This is a genomic window from Pseudomonas sp. SG20052, from assembly GCF_031766055.1.
Taxonomy (GTDB): domain Bacteria; phylum Pseudomonadota; class Gammaproteobacteria; order Pseudomonadales; family Pseudomonadaceae; genus Aquipseudomonas; species Aquipseudomonas mandelii.
Map to the genome: position 1 here is coordinate 3,327,216 of NZ_CP134498.1, position 18,635 is coordinate 3,345,850.

Here is an 18,635-nt window from a genome sequence, read left to right on the forward strand (position 1 = left end):
CTGCGTAGGTTGTACTTCCATATCCGTGGCAGATTGTTATATAAAGCACACCGGACATAAAGGATGACCTCAGCGGCTACGCTGAACAGGCCCATCCATAGAGCTAACAATCAGCCACCGAGTACCCGTCATGTCGATCTATGAACAAGGGCTAGGCCCTTCGGCTGTCAATCACATTGCTTTGTCGCCGCTCAGCTTCATCGAACGCACTGCCAGCGTTTACCCCCACTACCCCGCCGTGATCCACGGTTCGATCCGTCGTACCTGGGCGCAGACCTACACCCGTTGCCGGCGTCTGGCCTCGGCGCTGGCCGGTCGTGGCATCGGCAAGAACGATACGGTGGCAGTGATGCTGCCCAACATTCCCGAGATGCTTGAAGTGCATTTTGGCGTGCCGATGATCGGCGCCGTGCTCAACCCGCTCAACGTGCGCCTGGATGCCGAAGCCATTGCCTTCATGCTGCAGCATGGTGAAGCCAAGGTACTGATCACCGACCGTGAATTCCATGACGTGATTCACGCGGCCATCGGCATGCTCGATCACCCGCCGCTGGTCATCGACGTCAATGACCCGGAATACGGCGAAGGCAAGGCCGTCAGCGACCTGGATTATGAAGCGCTGCTGGCCGAAGGCGATCCGGATTACGCCTGGCAATGGCCGGACAACGAGTGGCAAGCCATCTCGCTGAACTACACCTCAGGCACCACCGGCAACCCGAAAGGTGTGGTCTACCACCATCGCGGCGCGTACCTGAACTCGCTGGGCAACCAGATGACCTGGGCCATGGGCAACCATCCGGTCTACCTCTGGACCCTGCCGATGTTTCACTGCAACGGTTGGTGCTACCCGTGGATCATCACCGCCATGGCCGGTGTGCATGTGTTCCTGCGCCGGGTCGATCCGCAGAAAATCCTCACGCTGATTCGCGAGCATCAAATCACGCACCTGTGTGCTGCGCCTATCGTGCTCAATGCATTGGTCAACATGCCGGAATCGGCGAAAGCGGCCATCGACCATCCGGTCAACGCCATGGTTGCCGGTGCTGCACCGCCCGCCAAAGTGATCGGCGCCGTGGAAGAAATGGGCATCAAGGTCACGCACGTCTATGGCCTGACCGAAACCTACGGTCCGGTGACGCTCTGCGCCTGGCATGCCGAATGGGATGAGTTACCGCTGGACGAACGGGCACAGATCAAATCCCGTCAGGGCGTGCGCTACCCGACGCTTGAAGGTGTGATGGTCGGCGACTCAAAGACGCTGGAACCTACTCCACGGGACGGTCAGACCATCGGTGAGATCTTCATGCGCGGCAACACCGTGATGAAGGGCTACCTGAAAAACCCGACCGCCACCGCCGAAGCATTTGAAGGCGGCTGGTTCCACACCGGTGACCTGGCGGTGTGTCATCCCAATGGTTATGTCGAGATCAAGGACCGACTCAAGGACATCATCATTTCCGGCGGCGAGAACATTTCCACCATCGAACTGGAAGGCGTGCTGTATCGCCATCCGGGCGTGATGGAAGCGGCCGTGGTTGCCCGTCCCGATGAAAAATGGGGAGAAACGCCCTGTGCGTTCATCACCTTGAAGGCCGACCACCAGGACGTTCGCGAGACCGACATCATCAGTTTCTGCCGCGAGCATCTGGCGGGCTTCAAAGTCCCGCGCACGGTGATCTTCACTCTGTTGCCGAAAACGTCCACCGGCAAAATCCAGAAGTACGTCCTGCGCGACAGGGCTAAAGCGCTCTAACCCGAACCGACGTTTTACCCACCCGGCGGCAGGTGTTTCATCTGCCGCTTCGGGCTCGTGCAGGCCGAATTCGGCCCTGCCCTGCCCCCAGACACATAACAAAAACAATGTGGAGCCACCCATGATCGACATCCATTCAACCGATACCCAACGTTGTGAACGCATTCGGACCAATCCGAAATTCCTTCAATTGGTGAGCAGCCGTTCGCGCCTGGCCTGGTCGCTGAGTGCCGCCGTGCTGGGCACTTACTACGGATTCATGCTGGTGGTGGCGTTTGCCCCGCAATGGCTGCATGCGCCAGTCGCCGAGCATCGGATGTTGACCCTGGGCATGCCGGTGGGTGCGGCGATCATCATTTTTTCCTGGCTGCTGACCGGTTGGTACGTCTACCGCGCCAACACGCGTTTCGATGCACTGGGCGCCGCCATTCTCGAGGAGAGCAAGTGATGAACCTGCTGCGTAAGCTCATCCTCGCCGCTGCCGGCCTGTTGCCGGCCTCCATCGTCCTCGCCGCCCCGACAATGGGCGCAGTGGAAAAACAACCGCTGAACCTGCATGCGATCGGCATGTTCTTCGTCTTCGTGCTGGGCACCCTGGCGATTACCTGGTGGGCCGCACGGCAAACCAAATCCACGTCGGACTTCTACACCGCTGGCGGTGGCATTACCGGGTTCCAGAACGGCCTGGCAATTGCCGGTGACTACATGTCCGCCGCCACGCTGCTGGGGCTGTCCAGCCTGGTGTTTGCCAAGGGCTACGATGGCTTCATCTACACCATCGGCTTCTTTGTCGGCTGGCCGATCATCACCTTCCTGATGGCCGAACGCCTGCGCAACCTGGGCCGCTACACCTTCGCGGACATCGTTTCCTATCGACTCGACCAGAACAAGGTGCGGATCTTCGCCGCGTTCGGTTCACTGACGGTGGTGTGCTGCTACCTGATCGTGCAGATGGTCGGGGCCGGTCAGTTGATCAAGTTGCTGTTCGGTCTCGACTACCCGGTTGCGGTGGTGATCGTCGGTGCATTGATGCTGGTCTACGTGATCTTCGGCGGCATGATTGCCACCACCTGGGTGCAAATCATCAAGGCTGTGCTGCTGCTCGCCGGCGGAACCACCCTGGCGGTGATGGCCATGTCGCAGTTTGGTTTCAGCTACGAAACCCTGGCCGACAAAGCCGTCCAGGCCCATGCCAGCGGCTGGAACATCATGGGGCCAGGCTCGATGCTCGCCGACCCGATCAACACCGCGTCGATGTCGTTGGGCCTGGTGTTCGGGATTGCCGGTCTGCCGCACATCCTGATGCGTTTCTTCACCGTGCCGAACGCCAAGGAAGCGCGCAAGTCGGTGTTCTACGCCACAGGCTTTATCGGTTTCTTCTTCCTGGTGGTCTGCACCCTGGGCTTTGCCGCGATGGTCATCATCGGCACCGACCCGCAGTACTACGTCAACGGTGAAGTCGGCGGCGCCCTGATCGGCGGCGGCAACATGGTTGCCATGCACCTGGCCAAAGCAGTGGGCGGCAACCTGTTCTTCGGTTTCCTCTCGGCCGTGGCCTTCGCCACCATTCTGGCGGTCGTCTCCGGACTGGCCCTGGCCGGTGCCTCGGCGATTTCCCATGACCTCTACGCCACGGTGTTCAAGAAAGGCAAGGCCAGCCAGAAACAGGAAATGCGCGTGACGCGCATGGCGACGGTAGGCCTGGGCATCATCGCGATTCTGCTGGGCATTCTGTTCGAGAAGATGAACGTCGCGTTTCTGGTAGGCCTGACCTTCGGCATTGCCGCGTCGACCAACTTCCCGGTGCTGATCATGGCCATGTACTGGAAAGGCCTGACCACCAAAGGCGCGATCCTCGGCGGTTTTGCCGGCCTGATCTGCGCACTGGTGCTGGTAATCCTGTCGCCAGCGGTCTGGGTCACCGTGCTCGGTCACGCTCACGCGATCTTCCCCTACGACCACCCGGCGCTGTTCTCCATGCCGCTGGCGTTCTTCGTGATCGTCGTGGTGTCGAAACTCGACCGCAGCGTGCGCGCCGACAAGGAGCGTGACGCCTACGCCGACCAGTTCGTTCGCGCCCAGACCGGCCTTGGTGCCGCCAGCGCTTCCGCTCATTGATTGAAAGGGCACGGTCTGCCGTAACGGCGCCGTGCCCACCGCACACCTTTTGAGGTTCACGTTATGCCCGAATTCAACGCCCCGCTGCGCGACATGCGCTTTGTGCTGCACGAAGTGTTCGATGCCCCGGCCCTGTGGGCGCGCTTGCCGGCCCTGGCCGACACGGTCGACGCCGCCACCGCTGACGCCATTCTTGAGGAAGCGGCGAAAGTCACTTCGCACCTGATTGCGCCGTTGAATCGCAGCGGCGACGAAGAAGGCGCCCAGTGGCTCGATGGCCAGGTCAGCACGCCGATCGGCTTCAAACAGGCTTATGCCACCTTCATCGAAGGGGGCTGGGTGGGCCTTTCCGGTAATGCCGATTTCGGCGGCATGGGCATGCCGAAGATGCTTGCCGTGCAGTTCGAAGAAATGCTCTACGGCGCCAACTCAAGCTTCGCCCTGTATTCGGCGTTGAGTTCCGGGGCCTGCCTGGCGCTGGATGCCCACGCCAGCGAGACCCTGAAAAATCTGTATTTGCCACCGATGTACGAAGGCCGCTGGGCCGGTTCCATGTGCTTGACCGAAGCGCATGCCGGCACTGATCTGGGGATCATCCGCACCCGCGCCGAACCCCGGGCCGATGGCAGTTTCAGCATCACCGGCAGCAAGATCTTCATCACCGGTGGCGATCAGGACCTGACGGAAAACATCATCCATCTGGTGCTGGCCAAACTGCCGGACGCGCCAGCCGGACCGAAAGGGATCTCGCTGTTCGTCGTGCCCAAGGTGCTGGTCAATGCCGACGGTTCTCTCGGCGACGCCAATGCCGTGAGCTGCGGTTCGATCGAACACAAGATGGGCATCAAGGCTTCGGCCACCTGCGTGATGAACTTCGACGGTGCCAGCGGTTGGCTGGTCGGCGAAGCCAACAAAGGCTTGGCGGCGATGTTCACCATGATGAACTACGAGCGCCTGTCCATCGGCATTCAGGGCATCGGCTGTGCGCAAGCGTCCTATCAGAGCGCCGTGGCTTACGCTCGTGAACGTGTACAGAGCCGCGCACCGACCGGCGCGATGGCCCCGGACAAAGTGGCTGATCCGATCATCGTCCACCCCGATGTGCGCCGCATGTTGCTGAGCATGAAAGCCATGACCGAAGGTGGCCGCGCGTTTGCCAGTTACGTCGGTCAACAACTGGACCTGGCGAAGTTCTCCGATGACGCCCAGGAGCGCGACAGCGCACAAACCCTGGTCGCGCTGCTGACACCAGTGGCCAAGGCGTTCTTCACCGACACGGGTCTGGAAAGCTGCATCAACGGCCAGCAAGTGTTCGGCGGCCATGGCTACATCCGCGAATGGGGCCAGGAACAGTTGGTCCGTGACGTGCGCATCGCGCAGATCTACGAAGGCACCAACGGCATTCAGGCGCTGGACCTGCTCGGCCGCAAAGTGTTGGCCGACAGCGGCTTCGCGCTGCGTCAATTCACCGGGGAGATCCGTCGTTTCGCCCATCAGCCTGACGCGCCCTACTCCGTGCAACTGTTCGATGCCGTGCAGCGTCTGGAAAACCTGAGCGACTGGCTGCAAGACCAGGCCGCCACCAACCGCAACGAAATCGGCGCGGCTTCGGTCGAGTATTTGCACCTGTTCGGTTACGTCGCCTACGCCTGGCTCTGGGCGCGCATGGCCCAGGTCGCGAAGAAAAAACTCAGCGACGACCCCCAATTCTATGGCGCGAAGATCGCCACCGCCGATTTCTACATCCGTCGCCTGCTTCCGCGCACATTGAGCCTGGAGCATTCCATTCTCGCCGGCAGCGCCTCGTTGTACGGCCTGAGCGCCGAACAGTTCTAACGATTGAACCGACGCGGCGCCACGCTCCTCTCGATTCGGCGTCCGCGTTTTTTTATTGATAAGCCCTCGTCCACCCGGCGAGGGCCGCGGGACCTGTCTTTCCATAATAAAAACAAAGGGGCTTCACCATGGACCGCAACACCCGCATCCTCGCTACCCGACTATTGCTGGCCGGCGGCGTCATCAGCCTCTCGGCCCCCGCCGCAGCTGACTTTGTCAAAGACAGCAAGGCCAGCCTTGAGCTGCGCAACTTCTATTTCAATCGGGATTATCGCCAGGACAACGCCGCCCAATCCAAACAAGAGGAATGGGCCCAGGGTTTCCTGCTGCGCTATGAGTCGGGCTTCACCGACGGTTTGGTCGGTGTCGGTTTCGATGCCATCGGCCTGGTCGGCGTCAAGCTTGATTCGAGTCCTGATCGCGCCGGTTCCGGCCTGCTCAAACGCCATCGCGACACGAGCAAAGGCGCTCAGGACGAGTACGGCGAACTGGGATTGACCGCTAAACTGCGCGCCTCCAAAAGCACCCTGAAACTCGGCACGCTGCTGCCGAAATTGCCGACGGTGCTGGCCAACGATTCACGGCTGTTGCCACAAACCTTCAAGGGCGGTCAATTGAACTCGCTGGAGATTGAAGGCTTGACCGTGGATGCCGGGCGGCTAACCCAGGTCAATCAGCGTGACTCCTCGGACTACGAGGACATGGGCATCACCCGGACCGGCGCCAAAGGCATCACCACGCGGCACCTCGACAGCGACAGCTTTGATTTCGCCAGCCTGAACTACAAATGGACCAGTAACCTCGCCACCGGCTACAGCTACGGCCACCTCGACAACTTCTATAGCCAGCACCTGGTGAACCTGACCTACGTGATGCCGGTAACGACGGGGCAATCGTTCAAGACTGACCTGCGCTTTGCCCGCTCCACGGATGATGGCGGCAGCAATGTCGACAACAATGCGATTGGCGCCATGTTCACCTACAGCCTCGGCGGTCACGCGTTTGGCCTGGGTTATCAAGGCATGAGCGGCGACACCGGTTTTGCCTACATCAACGGCACCGACGCGTTTCTGGTGAACTTCGTGCAGATCGGTGACTTCGCCAGCAAGGACGAAAAATCCTGGCAGGCGCGTTACGACTACAACTTCGCGGCCATGGGCGTGCCGGGCCTGACCTTCATGACCCGCTATATCACTGGCGACAATATCGACCTGGGCGGCAACCGTCCCGAAGGCAAGGAATGGGAGCGTGATACCGACATTGGTTATGTCGTGCAGAGCGGTCCGCTGAAGAATGTCGGGGTGAAATGGCGTAATGCGACGGTGCGTTCGACCAACTTCGGCAGCGATCTGGATGAGAATCGCTTGATTGTCAGCTACACACTGCCGATCTGGTAACGATTCAGGCTTCACAAGGGGGGACTCGCTTGGCGGCGCAGTTCCCCTTTTTGTTGTGGATTTTCGCTGAGATGGCGAGCCTCTTCGCGAGCAGGCTCGCCCCCACAAGGGGAACGCGGTCAACGGTAGGAGCGAGCCTACTCGCGAAGGCGGCCTCAAAGGCGCCAAACATGAGAGTAGGTTAAGATGCCTGCAAACCAGGCCCGCCGCGAGACGCCCCGCATGACTGATACCACCCCCCGCCTGATCAAGAAATACCCTAATCGCCGACTCTACGACACCCACACCAGCAGTCATTTGACGCTGGCGGATGTGCGCCAACTGGTCGTCGATAAAGTTGCGTTTAAGGTGGTCGATGCCAAGAGCGGCGAAGACCTGACGCGCAGTATCCTGCTGCAAGTGATTCTGGAAGCCGAAAGCGGCGGCGAGCCGATCTTCACCAGCGAGATGCTGATGGGGATTATCCAGTTCTACGGTCCGTACCAGGGTGTGCTCGGCAGCTACCTGGATAAAAGCATCCAGACCGTCATCGACATCCAGTCCCAGACCGGCGCGCAGTCATCCGAAGCCTGGAGCGACTTCATGCATCAACAGGCCCCGGTCATGCAGGACCTGATGCGCCAGTATGTCGACCAGTCCAAGGCCTTGTACCTCAATACCCAGAACCTGTTCGGCATGTTTGGCGCCAAGCCCGGCACCGATAAAGGGCCGAAAAAAAATGGCGATGGGGAATAAACCCATCGCCATCGTTTGTGCCGCTGGCCTGAAATGACTTACTTGTTACCGCTGGTGGCCTTGGCGCTCGCTTCTGGTGCTGCTTTGGTGGCAGCGGCAGTGGCGGCGTCAAAATTGCTCTGAGCCACATCGGAAGCCTGTTTCACGGCTTTCTGTGCGCTTTCAAACACGGTACTGGCATTGGCAAGGCCCGACTTGAATGCAGCCACGACAGGCTCGGAGCCGGCCGGTGCATTCTTGCTGATCGATTCAACAAACTCATTGACCTGCTGGGTGCCCGCCTCGACCTGACTCGACGTCAGTTTGGCGATGTCCGACTGCGTGCCCACGATCAGCGCTTGAACCTGACGATTGAACTCGGCCAGACGTTCGGCCTGCGCGCTCGGCTGGGTAAACGATGCCTGCAAATCGGCAAAACCTTGTGGGTCACGCACGGCCAGCAGCTTGCGCACGCCTTCGAAGTGCTCTTCGGTGGAGTCGCGCAGTGCCTTGAACTGCAACTGGCTCAGCTGTTCAACGCTGGCGAAGACTTTGCCGCTGATCTGCTGCAAAAGATCGAGGTTGGCTTTCTGAGCGGTTTGCAGTTTTTCCGAATTGAAAAAAGACATGCTTTATCTCCTGGTTCTGGAAGGCCCGGATGGGCCTGAGGACGCGATAGCGATCCTGCCAGACATCGCGTTAGCCTTGATATTGCAGTGCACAAAACTATTTGGCAACGGCTATTTTGTGCGGCGCACAATAAAGTTCGCTTCCTTGACCGTTATTCCCTATACACTCGTGAAAATCGAACGACCGGCTTGATTGCTATTAGTCAGGGCAACGTTCCCACGCAAGGCGTCAGGAGTTCACGATGGGTCAGGAAGAAAATATTGCGCTGCAAGATAAAGGGCTTTCGACTGCGTCCGGTGTGTTCGAGCACCTGAACCATCTGCAGCGCCTCAATACCCGCAACGTTATTGACGCCGTGCAACAGCGCCAGGCCAAAACCTACGCACCTTCAAGTCTTGAACAACTCAAGCAGCCGACCGCCGCTGACTGGCAGGAATACTTCACCGACCTTGGCCAACGCAGCGTGCTGTTCTGGGACACCTTGCGTCAGCGCGGCGACAACACCCTGGCCCACGAACGCGCCGGGTATCCGCTGCTGCTCAAGTTCAACCCTGAAACCCTGATTGCCGGTGAAGACCTGCCGCGCCCGGTCAACTACTCGCTGCTGCAGATCATCGCGGGCCCCGGGCAACAGCTCGACAGCAAAAAGCAGCCGGTGATCATCATCGACCCACGCGGCGGCCACGGTTCAGGGATTGGCGGTTTCAAACAGGATTCGGTCATCGGCGAAAGCCTGCGCGCCGGCCACCCGACCTATTTCATTTCGTTCAGCCATTCGCCACGCCCCGGGCAAACCCTCGCGGACATCGTTGCAGCCCAGGCGCGGTTTATCGAAGAGGTCAGCGCGCGACACCCCGCCAGCACCAAACCCGTGGTGATCGGCAACTGCCAGGCCGGCTGGGCGTTGATGGGCCTGGCGGCGACCCGCCCGGAACTGCCGGGACTGATCATCGTCAATGGCGCGCCTTTGTCCTACTGGGCGGGCGTCAATGGGCGCAATCCGATGCGCTACACCGGCGGTTTGCTGGGCGGCGGCTGGATGGCACGCCTGGGCAGCGACCTGGGCAATGACCGTTTCGACGGCACCTGGCTGGTGAGCAATTTCGAAAGCCTCGACCCGGCCAACACCTGGTGGGGCAAGTACTACCACCTGTTCAGCGAAGTCGACAGCGAGGCCCCGCGCTTCCTCGATTTCGAACGCTGGTGGGGCAGCCCGACCCTGCTCAATGGCGAAGAGATCGAGATGATTGTCGATGACCTGTTCATCGGCAATCAACTGTCCGGCGGCCTTGGGCGCAAGAGCAGCGGGCTCGACCTCAAACGCATCGAAGTGCCGGTGGTGGTGTTCTGTTCCTATGGCGACAACATCACCTCGCCCCAGCAAGCACTGGACTGGATCACCGACGTCTACCCCAGCGATCTCGCCCTGCAAAATGCCGGTCGCACCATCGTTTACCTGCGGCACGCGAGCATTGGCCATCTGGGCATCTTTGTTTCCGGCGAAGTCGCGCGGCGTGAGCACCGGGAGTTGTTGGGCGCCGTCGACGCGATCAACGAACTGCCGGGCGGGCTCTATGAAATGCTCATCGAGGACCTGCCGGAACATTCGCCAACGCCCTACGCCGTGCGTTTCGAGCGACGACGTATCGCCGACATCCACGGTGACGCGCAGCCGCCCCGTGACGATGATCGCGAATTTGCGCTGGTCGAGCGTGCCTCTGATTTCAACAACACTCTTTACGACGGGTTTGTAAGGCCGTGGTTGCGCCAGTTAATCAACGAGCCGACCGCCGAGCTGATGCGCAAGGCCCACCCGTTTCACCAGCAACAGGTGATGTGGAACAGCTTGAACCCGGCGCTCTGGTGGTTGGCAGGCAGTGCCGCCCAAGTGAGCAAGAACCGTCAGCCGGCAAACCCGTCCAATCCGTTGCTGGCCTGGCAGGCATTGTTTTCCAACCAGATACAGGATGCCTTGAACGGCTATCGGGACCTGCGTGATGCCGCTCAGGAAATGAGCTTTTACGGCGTGTATGGCGTGCTCAACAGCCTTACCGGCAACGTACCGGCTCGCAATCTCCAGGCGCATGCCGAGCAGCACGATAAAGTCCTGATCGACCGCCTTCAGAACGCCCTGCCCCTCGGCGGCTTGATGGAAGCCATGATCCGGATCCTGTTCCTGCTGGGCCGCGACAGCGACGAACCGGGCAAGCAAAGCGTCGAGAAACTCATCCTGCAATTGCAGGTGCTGCTGCAGGACTACAGCGCCGAGCCGCTGGACTTGCGCGAAACCCTGCGCCTGCAAAAACTGCTGGTCGCCACCCATCCGCAGGAAAGCCTGCAAAGTCTGCCCCTGATGCTGGCCGAGGTCGAAGAACGCCAGCAAGTGCTGGCCGCCGTCGCCAACATGCTGCCGGAACTGCTGACCAGCGGCGCAGACAATCCGTTCTGGTGTGAGCTGCACACGCTGCTCGACGTGCCACTGCCGGGGTTCAACCTGACTCAACCTCCGGGCGCAACCGATGTTGTCGAGGAGGAAACCCCGACGACAACCCCGGAGCCGATCAAGCCGAAAACCGCGGTCGTCGCACCAGAGCCCGCCAAACAAAGCGCCCCCGTGGTCGTCGCTGAGCCGATTGCCCCGGGAACGCTGACAAAAACGCGCAAACCCGCGAAGGGCAAAAAAGCCGCGAAGAAACCTCCTGCTCCCTGATGAGTAACTTGTGTGAGCGAGCCTATATGTGTGGCGAGGGAGCTTGCTCCCGCTCGGCTGCGAAGCAGTCGCATAGCTTTTGGGGCCGCTTCGCGACCCAGCGGGAGCAAGCTCCCTCGCCACAAAAGCGCGCTCCCACAGGGGGTCGTTGTCGACAAAATGTTAGAGCAGTTCACCGCGTCACACTGGCGCGGCTTCCTGGATCTCGAACGATTCATCGGACCGATACTGCCCCGGCGTCATGCCAAACCAGCGGCTACAGGCTTTGTTGAAGCTGCTGTGGTCATGAAAGCCAAGGAGATAGGCGACATGCTTCATGTTGAAGTGAGAATGGCGCAGGTAGAAATCAGCGAGTTGCCGGCGCACCGCGCTCAGCACGTCCTTGAACTGTGTCCCTTCCTTTTCCAGCGCTCGTTGCAGCGTTCGCTTGCTGATGTTCAAGGCCGCCGCAATCGATTCCATGTCGCATTGCCCCTGGCCCTGACTCAGGCGCTCGGTAATCAGCGCGCGAATTCGCCCGACAATGCAAAAACCAAACAGCAGGTCCAGTTGCGCCTCGGCAAAACTGTCATGCAGCACCGCCAGCGTTTCGTTGGCCATGCTCAACGGTCGCATCAATTCCTGCCCGTCAAACAAAATGCTGTCGTAAGGCGCGTTGAACTGCAGATTGCAGCCAAACAGCCGTCGATGCTCGGTGGTGTCTTCGGGTTCTGGATAGGTGAATTCGACGCTCAGGGGTTGCGGTGCGTTGCCGCCCGCCAGCTTGCGGCAGAACCCCAACAACGACGCCAGCCCGGCATCGGTGTATTGGCGCGGTTTGACCGAACCCTGCTGCTGATGATCGAGCCCGGACAACCGGTAATGTTGCTGTTCGGCGGTAAAGAAAAGGCTGAACCCGGTGCCAATCAGCGGACTGAAACGGACCAGGCGTTCGAGGGCGTTTTTCAGATTCAGGCTGGACATCATGGTGTAGCCGATGATCTGAAAGCTGCCGGGGTGGAAACTGCCATAGGCCCTCAAGCCAATGTCCTGATCGCCCGAGGCCTCGGCGGCCAGCTCCCAGAGTCGATAGATGGCCTTTCGCTCGCAAAACGCACCTGGTTGGTCCGCGAGGTCAATGTCTAGTCCAGCCTCCCGACACAGACTGGCAACATCCAGTCCTTGGGCCGAGAGCGTATTGACCAGCACGCTGGCATAGCCTGAACTCATTTTATACATGGCGTCCTCAATGACCTGTGGAACCGGACATCCTGTCCGGAGCCGTGACTGATCTGAAATAAATCAAATATTAACGAGTGGTTCCGTTGCCAATATTGATCCCAGTATAGGTAATCCTCATTTTTCGCCACTGTTCCCGGCCATTCGTCGCCCGGATGCAACTAAACCGGCCATGGCGCCTTTGGACACCAGCCCGTCACCTCCAAACACTTCCGCATCCCCCGCCAATACCGAACAATCGCCCATCTTGCAGCGCAAAACAATAAAGAGGAACGGAGCTTATGAAGTCGCTTGGTCGTATTGCGTTGGTCACAGGTGGTATGGGTGGGATTGGTACGGCCATCAGCCAGCGCTTGTACAAGGAAGGGTTCAAAGTCATCGTCGGTTGCAGCTCGGATTCCGCCCGCAAAAACGACTGGATTGCCGGCCAATTGGCAGCCGGTTATCAGTTCGAATGCATCTACGGCGACATCACCGATTGGGAGTCGACGCGCAAGGCCTTCGAGACGGCGCGGGAACAATTCGGCCCGATCGATGTGCTGGTCAATAACGCCGGCATCACCCGGGATGCCTCCTTCCGCAAGTTGACGCCCGAGGACTGGAATGCCGTGATCGGCACCAACTTGAGCGGCATGTTCAACACCACCAAGCAGGTGATTGAAGGAATGTTGGCCAAGGGCTGGGGACGGGTCATCAATATCTCCTCGATCAACGGCCAACGAGGCCAGTTCGGCCAGACCAACTACAGCGCGGCCAAGGCCGGCATCCACGGTTTCACCATGGCTCTGGCGCGGGAAGTGTCCGGCAAGGGCGTGACCGTCAACACCGTCTCCCCGGGTTACATCCAGACCAGCATGACCGCGGCCATCCGCCCGGACATCCTCGACACCATGATCGCCGCCACCCCCGTCGGGCGCCTCGGCCAACCCGAAGAAATCGCCTCGATCGTCGCCTGGCTGGCCTCCGATGAATCGGGCTACAGCACCGGCGCTGATTTCTCGGTGAACGGCGGCATGAACATGCAGTAGACCGATCAGGGCAAGGACGCCCTGCTCCCGCTCGACAACATCTTAATGAGGTCACGCATGAACGAAGTCGTAATCGTTGCCGCTACACGTACCGCCATCGGCAGTTTTCAAGGGGCCTTGTCCGCGATTCCAGCCACTGAACTGGGCGCAGCGGTGATCCGCCGTCTGCTGGAAGAAACCGGCCTGGACGGCACGCAGATTGATGAAGTGATTCTTGGCCAGGTGCTCACCGCAGGCTCGGGGCAAAACCCGGCACGCCAGACGGCAATCAAGGCCGGCCTGCCCTTCACCACCCCTGCCCTGACGCTGAACAAGGTCTGCGGCTCGGGCCTCAAGGCTGTGCAACTGGCGGTCCAGGCGATCCGCTGCGGCGACGCCGAGCTGGTGATTGCCGGCGGTCAGGAAAACATGAGCCTGGCGCCTTATGTGCTGCCCAAGGTACGCACCGGTTTGCGTCTGGGTCATGCGCAGTTGCAAGACAGCGTGATTCAGGACGGTTTGTGGGATGCCTTCAACGACTACCACATGGGCATCACCGCTGAAAATCTGGCCACGCAGTACAGCGTCAGCCGCGAAGATCAGGACGCCTTCGCCGCCGCCTCGCAACAGAAAGCAGCCGCCGCCATCGAAGCGGGCTACTTCAAGGGGCAAATCACCCCGATCCTGATCCCTCAGCGCAAGGGCGATCCGCTGGTGTTCGACACGGATGAACAACCGCGACCGGGCGGCACGCTGCAAGCGTTGAGCAACCTTAAACCTGCGTTCAAGAAAGACGGCAGCGTGACCGCCGGCAATTCGTCGACTCTCAACGATGGTGCCGCCGTGTTGCTGCTGGCCAGCGCCGCCAAGGCCCAGGCCCTCGGCTTGCCGGTGCTGGCGCGCATCAAGGCTTACGCCAGTGCGGGCGTCGACCCGTCGATCATGGGCATCGGCCCGGTCCCGGCCACCCGTCTGGTGCTGGAAAAAGCCGGCTGGGGCCTGGACGACCTCGACCTGATCGAAGCCAACGAAGCGTTCGCCGCGCAATCACTGGCGGTTGGCAAGGAACTGGGTTGGGACACCGCCAAGGTCAACGTCAACGGTGGCGCGATTGCGTTGGGTCATCCGATCGGCGCGTCGGGCGCGCGGATTCTGGTGTCGCTGGTGCACGAGCTCATTCGCCGTGACGGCAAAAAAGGCTTGGCCACGTTGTGCATCGGTGGCGGCCAAGGTGTCAGCCTGGTCATCGAACGATAACAAGAATCACAGGACTGCTTGCTTGACTGCTGACGCGGTGCCGAATGGCGGCACCGCGGTTTTTTTCTGCCCGGTTTACCGATGTGGGCAAGGAGTTCCATGGACAATAACGCGCACACCTTCAACACCTTCTGGTCAGGCCAGGTCCCGTTCATTGCCTCCTTTGCAGTGCAACAATTACGCTTGTGGGTGAGCACCAATCCTTGGTTCACCGGCCAGGAATACGAGAAATGGTTCGACTTGCCACGCACCACACTGGAAAGCCTGCAAGCCGAGTATCAAACCCAATGGGGTGATCTGGGCCAGCGGCTGCTGACCGGCCAGCCGTTTTCCTTTGAAGATCGACGTTTTTCCAGTGGCAACTGGAGCACGCCGCTGTTCGGCTCCCTCGCAGCGTTCTATCTGCTCAATGCCGGTTTTCTGCTGAAGCTGCTCGATAAACTGCCGATCAAAGACAAGAAACCCCGCCAGCGTCTGCTGTATCTGGTGGAGCAAGCGATTGCCGCCGGGGCGCCCAGCAACTTTCTGGCGAGCAACCCCGATGCCTTGCAACGCGTCGTCGACACTCAGGGCGGCAGCCTGTTCACCGGCCTGTTGCACCTGGCCAGCGACCTGCAAGAAGGCAAGATGCGTCAGTGCGACAGCGGCGCTTTCAAGGTCGGCGTGGATCTGGCCAACACCCCCGGAGAAGTGGTGTTCGAGAACGAACTGTTCCAGTTGATTCAGTACTACCCGCAAAGCGAAACCCAGTACCGGCGCCCGGTGTTCATCGTCCCGCCGTCGATCAACAAGTACTACATCCTTGACCTGCGCCCGGACAACTCGATGGTTCGCCATCTGCTGCAACAAGGCCACCCGGTGTTCCTGATGTCGTGGCGCAACTTCGATCAGGCGCACGCCGGCACCACCTGGGATGACCTGATCGACACCGGCATCATCAAAGGCCTGCAAGTGACCCGCGAGATCAGCGGCGAACAACGCCCCAATTGCGTGGGTTTCTGCATCGGCGGCACGCTGTTGAGTTCGGCGCTGGCGGTACTGGCGGCGCGCGGCGACAAGGACATTGGCAGCGTGAGCCTGTTGACCACCTTCCTCGATTACCTCGACACCGGCCCCATCGACATCTTCGTCGACGAACAACTGGTGGCCTACCGCGAGCGCACCATCGGTGGTCAGGAGGGCCCCATCGGCCTGTTCAAGGGCGAGGACATGGGCAACACCTTCTCGCTGCTGCGCCCGAATGATTTGTGGTGGAACTACAACGTCGACAAATACCTCAAGGGCCAGAAACCCATCCCCCTCGACTTGCTGTTCTGGAACAACGACAGCACCAACCTTCCGGGGCCGATGTACTGCTGGTATCTGCGTCATACCTACCTGCAGAACGACCTGAAATCCGGTGAACTGGACTGCTGCGGGGTCAAGCTCAACCTGCGCGCCATCGATGCACCGGCGTACATCCTCGCCACCCACGACGATCACATCGTGCCGTGGCGCAGCGCTTACGCCAGCACCCAATTGCTCTCCGGGACCAAGCGCTTTGTGCTGGGTGCCTCAGGGCACATCGCCGGGGTGATCAACCCACCGGCCAAGGAAAAACGCCATTACTGGACCAACAATCGAGTGTCGAAGGATCCCGACACCTGGTTCATGAATGCCCAGGAACAGCCCGGCAGCTGGTGGAATGACTGGTTTGTCTGGCTGGCAGACCAAGCCGGCGAGCGTCAGCCTTCGGTGTCGCACATCGGCAACGCGAACTTCCCGGCGCTGGAATCGGCACCCGGGCGTTATGTGATGCAATGACCGACAGCCCCGCGCACTGACCGATATTGCGCGGGGCCGTTCTTCAGGCGTCCTCGCAAATAACCAAACACAGCACATCGCTTCAATATTCCCACCTGAATCTGCGCAACCATGGCCTCCTCACTCACCTGTAAGGACCTCGCCATGGCCATCGCCAAAGCTGCTCCCGGCAAAACCCTGCTGACCCCGACCGACCACACCCTGATCATGATTGATCACCAATCGCAGATGTCCTTCGCGACCAAGTCGATCGACGCCGTCACCCTGCGCAACAACGCCGCCCTCGTGGCCAAGGCCGCGCGCGGCTTCAAAGTCTCGACCATCCTGACCACTGTCGCCGAGAAGAGCTTTTCCGGGCCGATCTTCGACGAAATCAAGTCGGTGTTTCCGGAACACAACGTCATCGACCGCACCAGCATGAACACTTGGGAAGACGAGCGCATCGCCGTCGAAGTCAACAAATTCGGCAAACAGAAAATCGTCCTCGCCGGCCTGTGGACCTCGGTGTGCATCGTCGGCCCGGCGCTGTCGGCCATCGACCAGGGTTTTGAGGTCTACGTGATTGCCGACGCCTGTGGCGACGTCAGCACCGAAGCCCATGAAATGGCCATGCAGCGCATGATCCAGATCGGCGCCCGTCCAATGACCTCGCTGCAATACCTGCTCGAACTGCAACGCGACTGGGCACGTACCGAAACCTATGAAGAAACCGTGAAAACCTCGATTGCCAACGGTGGTTCCTACGGTCTTGGCCTGATCTACGCCAAAACAATGTTCGGTGCCTCGGAAGGCCATTAAGCGGTCCTCCTCTGAAAAGCGAGCGACTGCGGACCCTCCGCAGTCGCTGCTGCGTGGTGATTGATGATGAAGTTTGGCAAGCAAGACCTGCGTACCCGGTTGCCCTTTTGGTTGTCGGTGCTGTTCGCGGGAACAGCCTGGGCGGATGAACCCGCACAAGGGTTTCTGGATGGCGCGGCGCTTGACGTGCTCAGCCGCAACTTCTACCTCAACAGCGACTACCGGTCCCCTTCGCCGACAGGTAAAAGCTATAAAGCCGAGTGGGCTCAAGGCTTTATCAGCACTTTTGAATCTGGATTCACACCCGGAACGCTCGGCTTTGGCCTCGACGCCCACGCCTTTCTGGGATTGAAGCTGGATGGCGGCAAAGGACATTCCGGGACCGGATTGCTGCCCGTGAATGATGACGGCCGTAGCGAAGACAACTATTCCAGTGGCGGCGGCGCACTGAAAATCAGAGCCTCGCGAACCACCTTGGCCTACGGCGAAATGATGGTGGAAACCCCGGTGTTCGACACCGCGGACAAACGCTTGCAACCGGAATACGCCACAGGCTTTCTATTGAACAGCCGCGAAATCGATGACGTGAATCTGCTGGCCGGGCATTTCACCGCGTTCAAAAACCAGGACAGTTCTTCGAGCAAAGGCAATTTCTACGGCTACGGCGCCAACACCGAAGCTGGCGGCATTACGTTTCTGGGCGCTGACTTATTCACCCAACGCCCCGTCGGCGGCGCGCTCTATGCCTCAGAACTCAGCGACACCTGGCATCAGTACTACGCCAACCTGCACCTGAAGCAGCCCGGGGTGTTCCTCGACGCCAATCTCTACCACACGCAAGACACCGGCAAAGCGCTGGCCGGCGCCATCGACAACACCGCGTTCAGCCTGACGGGCAAGTACACCGTCGATGCCCACGCCTTCACCCTGGCCTATCAAAAAATCAATGGCGATACGCCGTTCGATTTTGTCGGCGGCGACTCGATCTACCTCGCCAACTCTATCAAGTACGCCGATTTCAACGGTGCCCACGAACGCTCATGGCAGGCACGCTACGACCTCGATTTGAGCACCTTCGGCATACCTGGCCTGAATTTCATGACCCGTTACGTCATGGGCAGCCGGATCGACGGCACCCGTGCGCCCAAGGGCGGCGCCTACAACCCTTTCGATGAGTTCATCGGCGAATACGTGCCACAACAAGGCGATGGCGGCCGGCATTGGGAGCGCGACATCGACCTGCGCTACATCGTGCAGTCCGGCGCGGCCAAGGGGTTATCGCTGCAACTGTCCCATGTCTCGCATCGGGCCAATGCGGCGCAGGCCGGCGATGATATTGACCGGGTGTACGTGGTCGTTCAGTACCCGCTGAATTTCGGGCATCTATGAAGGGA

At 60.0% G+C, this 18,635-nt stretch carries 14 protein-coding genes; 12 read left to right on the top strand and 2 right to left on the bottom strand.

The features are described from left to right. The first annotated feature begins 130 nt into the window (after nt 1-130). From RHP74_RS15310 to phaR, 6 genes are all read left to right on the top strand, one after another. Nucleotides 131-1,753 (top strand): acyl-CoA synthetase, encoded by a 1,623-nt coding sequence (locus RHP74_RS15310; protein ID WP_077748472.1) that lies wholly within the window; start codon nt 131-133, stop codon nt 1,751-1,753. A gap of 121 nt (nt 1,754-1,874) precedes the next feature. Then, entirely contained in the window at nt 1,875-2,201 is a 327-nt protein-coding gene (locus RHP74_RS15315) for a DUF485 domain-containing protein (protein WP_010460314.1), read from the top strand. Continuing rightward, complete coding sequence (locus tag RHP74_RS15320) at nt 2,201-3,871, top strand: cation acetate symporter (RefSeq protein WP_010460315.1); 1,671 nt, start codon at nt 2,201-2,203, stop codon at nt 3,869-3,871. The genes RHP74_RS15315 and RHP74_RS15320 overlap by 1 nt, the downstream gene beginning before the upstream one ends. Before the next feature lie 63 nt (nt 3,872-3,934). After that, nucleotides 3,935-5,707: an acyl-CoA dehydrogenase C-terminal domain-containing protein gene (locus tag RHP74_RS15325; protein WP_311100332.1), complete on the top strand. Its 1,773-nt coding sequence runs from the start codon at nt 3,935-3,937 to the stop codon at nt 5,705-5,707. Nucleotides 5,708-5,835: 128 nt separating this feature from the next. Further along, nucleotides 5,836-7,104, top strand: coding sequence for an OprD family porin (locus RHP74_RS15330; RefSeq protein ID WP_010460319.1), 1,269 nt, complete (start codon nt 5,836-5,838; stop codon nt 7,102-7,104). 186 nt (nt 7,105-7,290) lie between these two features. Continuing rightward, the gene (gene phaR / locus RHP74_RS15335; protein WP_010460321.1) at nt 7,291-7,839 is read left to right on the top strand and encodes a polyhydroxyalkanoate synthesis repressor PhaR; all 549 of its coding nucleotides are present in this window, start codon (nt 7,291-7,293) and stop codon (nt 7,837-7,839) included. Between the two features lie 38 nt (nt 7,840-7,877). Here the strand turns inward: phaR and phaP are convergent, their stop codons facing one another. Beyond that, nucleotides 7,878-8,447, bottom strand: a complete 570-nt coding sequence (gene phaP / locus RHP74_RS15340; RefSeq protein ID WP_077748474.1) for a TIGR01841 family phasin — start codon at nt 8,445-8,447, stop codon at nt 7,878-7,880. A 242-nt stretch (nt 8,448-8,689) separates the two neighbouring features. On the opposite strand from phaP, the gene RHP74_RS15345 reads away from it, so the two are divergent. Next, nucleotides 8,690-11,158, top strand: coding sequence for a DUF3141 domain-containing protein (locus RHP74_RS15345; protein WP_311100337.1), 2,469 nt, complete (start codon nt 8,690-8,692; stop codon nt 11,156-11,158). A gap of 180 nt (nt 11,159-11,338) precedes the next feature. Here the strand turns inward: RHP74_RS15345 and RHP74_RS15350 are convergent, their stop codons facing one another. Beyond that, nucleotides 11,339-12,376, bottom strand: a complete 1,038-nt coding sequence (locus tag RHP74_RS15350; RefSeq protein ID WP_010460330.1) for an AraC family transcriptional regulator — start codon at nt 12,374-12,376, stop codon at nt 11,339-11,341. A 281-nt stretch (nt 12,377-12,657) separates the two neighbouring features. Here RHP74_RS15350 and phbB point away from each other — a divergent pair, with 281 nt between their 5' ends. The 5 genes from phbB to RHP74_RS15375 all read left to right on the top strand — a co-directional run bounded on the left by phbB (nt 12,658) and on the right by RHP74_RS15375 (nt 18,630). Next, nucleotides 12,658-13,404, top strand: a complete 747-nt coding sequence (gene phbB / locus RHP74_RS15355) for an acetoacetyl-CoA reductase (RefSeq protein ID WP_288110221.1) — start codon at nt 12,658-12,660, stop codon at nt 13,402-13,404. A 57-nt stretch (nt 13,405-13,461) separates the two neighbouring features. After that, complete coding sequence (locus tag RHP74_RS15360; RefSeq protein WP_311100339.1) at nt 13,462-14,640, top strand: acetyl-CoA C-acetyltransferase; 1,179 nt, start codon at nt 13,462-13,464, stop codon at nt 14,638-14,640. A 99-nt stretch (nt 14,641-14,739) separates the two neighbouring features. Then, entirely contained in the window at nt 14,740-16,443 is a 1,704-nt protein-coding gene (gene phaC, locus RHP74_RS15365; protein WP_010460337.1) for a class I poly(R)-hydroxyalkanoic acid synthase, read from the top strand. Between the two features lie 144 nt (nt 16,444-16,587). Then, entirely contained in the window at nt 16,588-17,241 is a 654-nt protein-coding gene (locus RHP74_RS15370) for a hydrolase (RefSeq protein WP_010460339.1), read from the top strand. A gap of 66 nt (nt 17,242-17,307) precedes the next feature. Further along, the gene (locus RHP74_RS15375; protein WP_311100342.1) at nt 17,308-18,630 is read left to right on the top strand and encodes an OprD family porin; all 1,323 of its coding nucleotides are present in this window, start codon (nt 17,308-17,310) and stop codon (nt 18,628-18,630) included. Nucleotides 18,631-18,635: the final 5 nt, after the last annotated feature.

Bases quoted from the DNA above. Each gene is read 5' to 3' on its own strand.
- RHP74_RS15325 (WP_311100332.1), top strand. From the start codon at position 3,935: ATGCCCGAATTCAACGCCCCGCTGCGCGACATGCGCTTTGTGCTGCAC.
- RHP74_RS15315 (WP_010460314.1), top strand. From the start codon at position 1,875: ATGATCGACATCCATTCAACCGATACCCAACGTTGTGAACGCATTCGG.
- phaR (WP_010460321.1), top strand. From the start codon at position 7,291: ATGCCTGCAAACCAGGCCCGCCGCGAGACGCCCCGCATGACTGATACC.
- RHP74_RS15370 (WP_010460339.1), top strand. From the start codon at position 16,588: ATGGCCATCGCCAAAGCTGCTCCCGGCAAAACCCTGCTGACCCCGACC.
- RHP74_RS15375 (WP_311100342.1), top strand. From the start codon at position 17,308: ATGAAGTTTGGCAAGCAAGACCTGCGTACCCGGTTGCCCTTTTGGTTG.
- RHP74_RS15360 (WP_311100339.1), top strand. From the start codon at position 13,462: ATGAACGAAGTCGTAATCGTTGCCGCTACACGTACCGCCATCGGCAGT.
- RHP74_RS15345 (WP_311100337.1), top strand. From the start codon at position 8,690: ATGGGTCAGGAAGAAAATATTGCGCTGCAAGATAAAGGGCTTTCGACT.
- RHP74_RS15330 (WP_010460319.1), top strand. From the start codon at position 5,836: ATGGACCGCAACACCCGCATCCTCGCTACCCGACTATTGCTGGCCGGC.
- RHP74_RS15320 (WP_010460315.1), top strand. From the start codon at position 2,201: ATGAACCTGCTGCGTAAGCTCATCCTCGCCGCTGCCGGCCTGTTGCCG.
- RHP74_RS15350 (WP_010460330.1), bottom strand. From the start codon at position 12,376: ATGTATAAAATGAGTTCAGGCTATGCCAGCGTGCTGGTCAATACGCTC.
- phbB (WP_288110221.1), top strand. From the start codon at position 12,658: ATGAAGTCGCTTGGTCGTATTGCGTTGGTCACAGGTGGTATGGGTGGG.
- phaP (WP_077748474.1), bottom strand. From the start codon at position 8,447: ATGTCTTTTTTCAATTCGGAAAAACTGCAAACCGCTCAGAAAGCCAAC.
- RHP74_RS15310 (WP_077748472.1), top strand. From the start codon at position 131: ATGTCGATCTATGAACAAGGGCTAGGCCCTTCGGCTGTCAATCACATT.
- phaC (WP_010460337.1), top strand. From the start codon at position 14,740: ATGGACAATAACGCGCACACCTTCAACACCTTCTGGTCAGGCCAGGTC.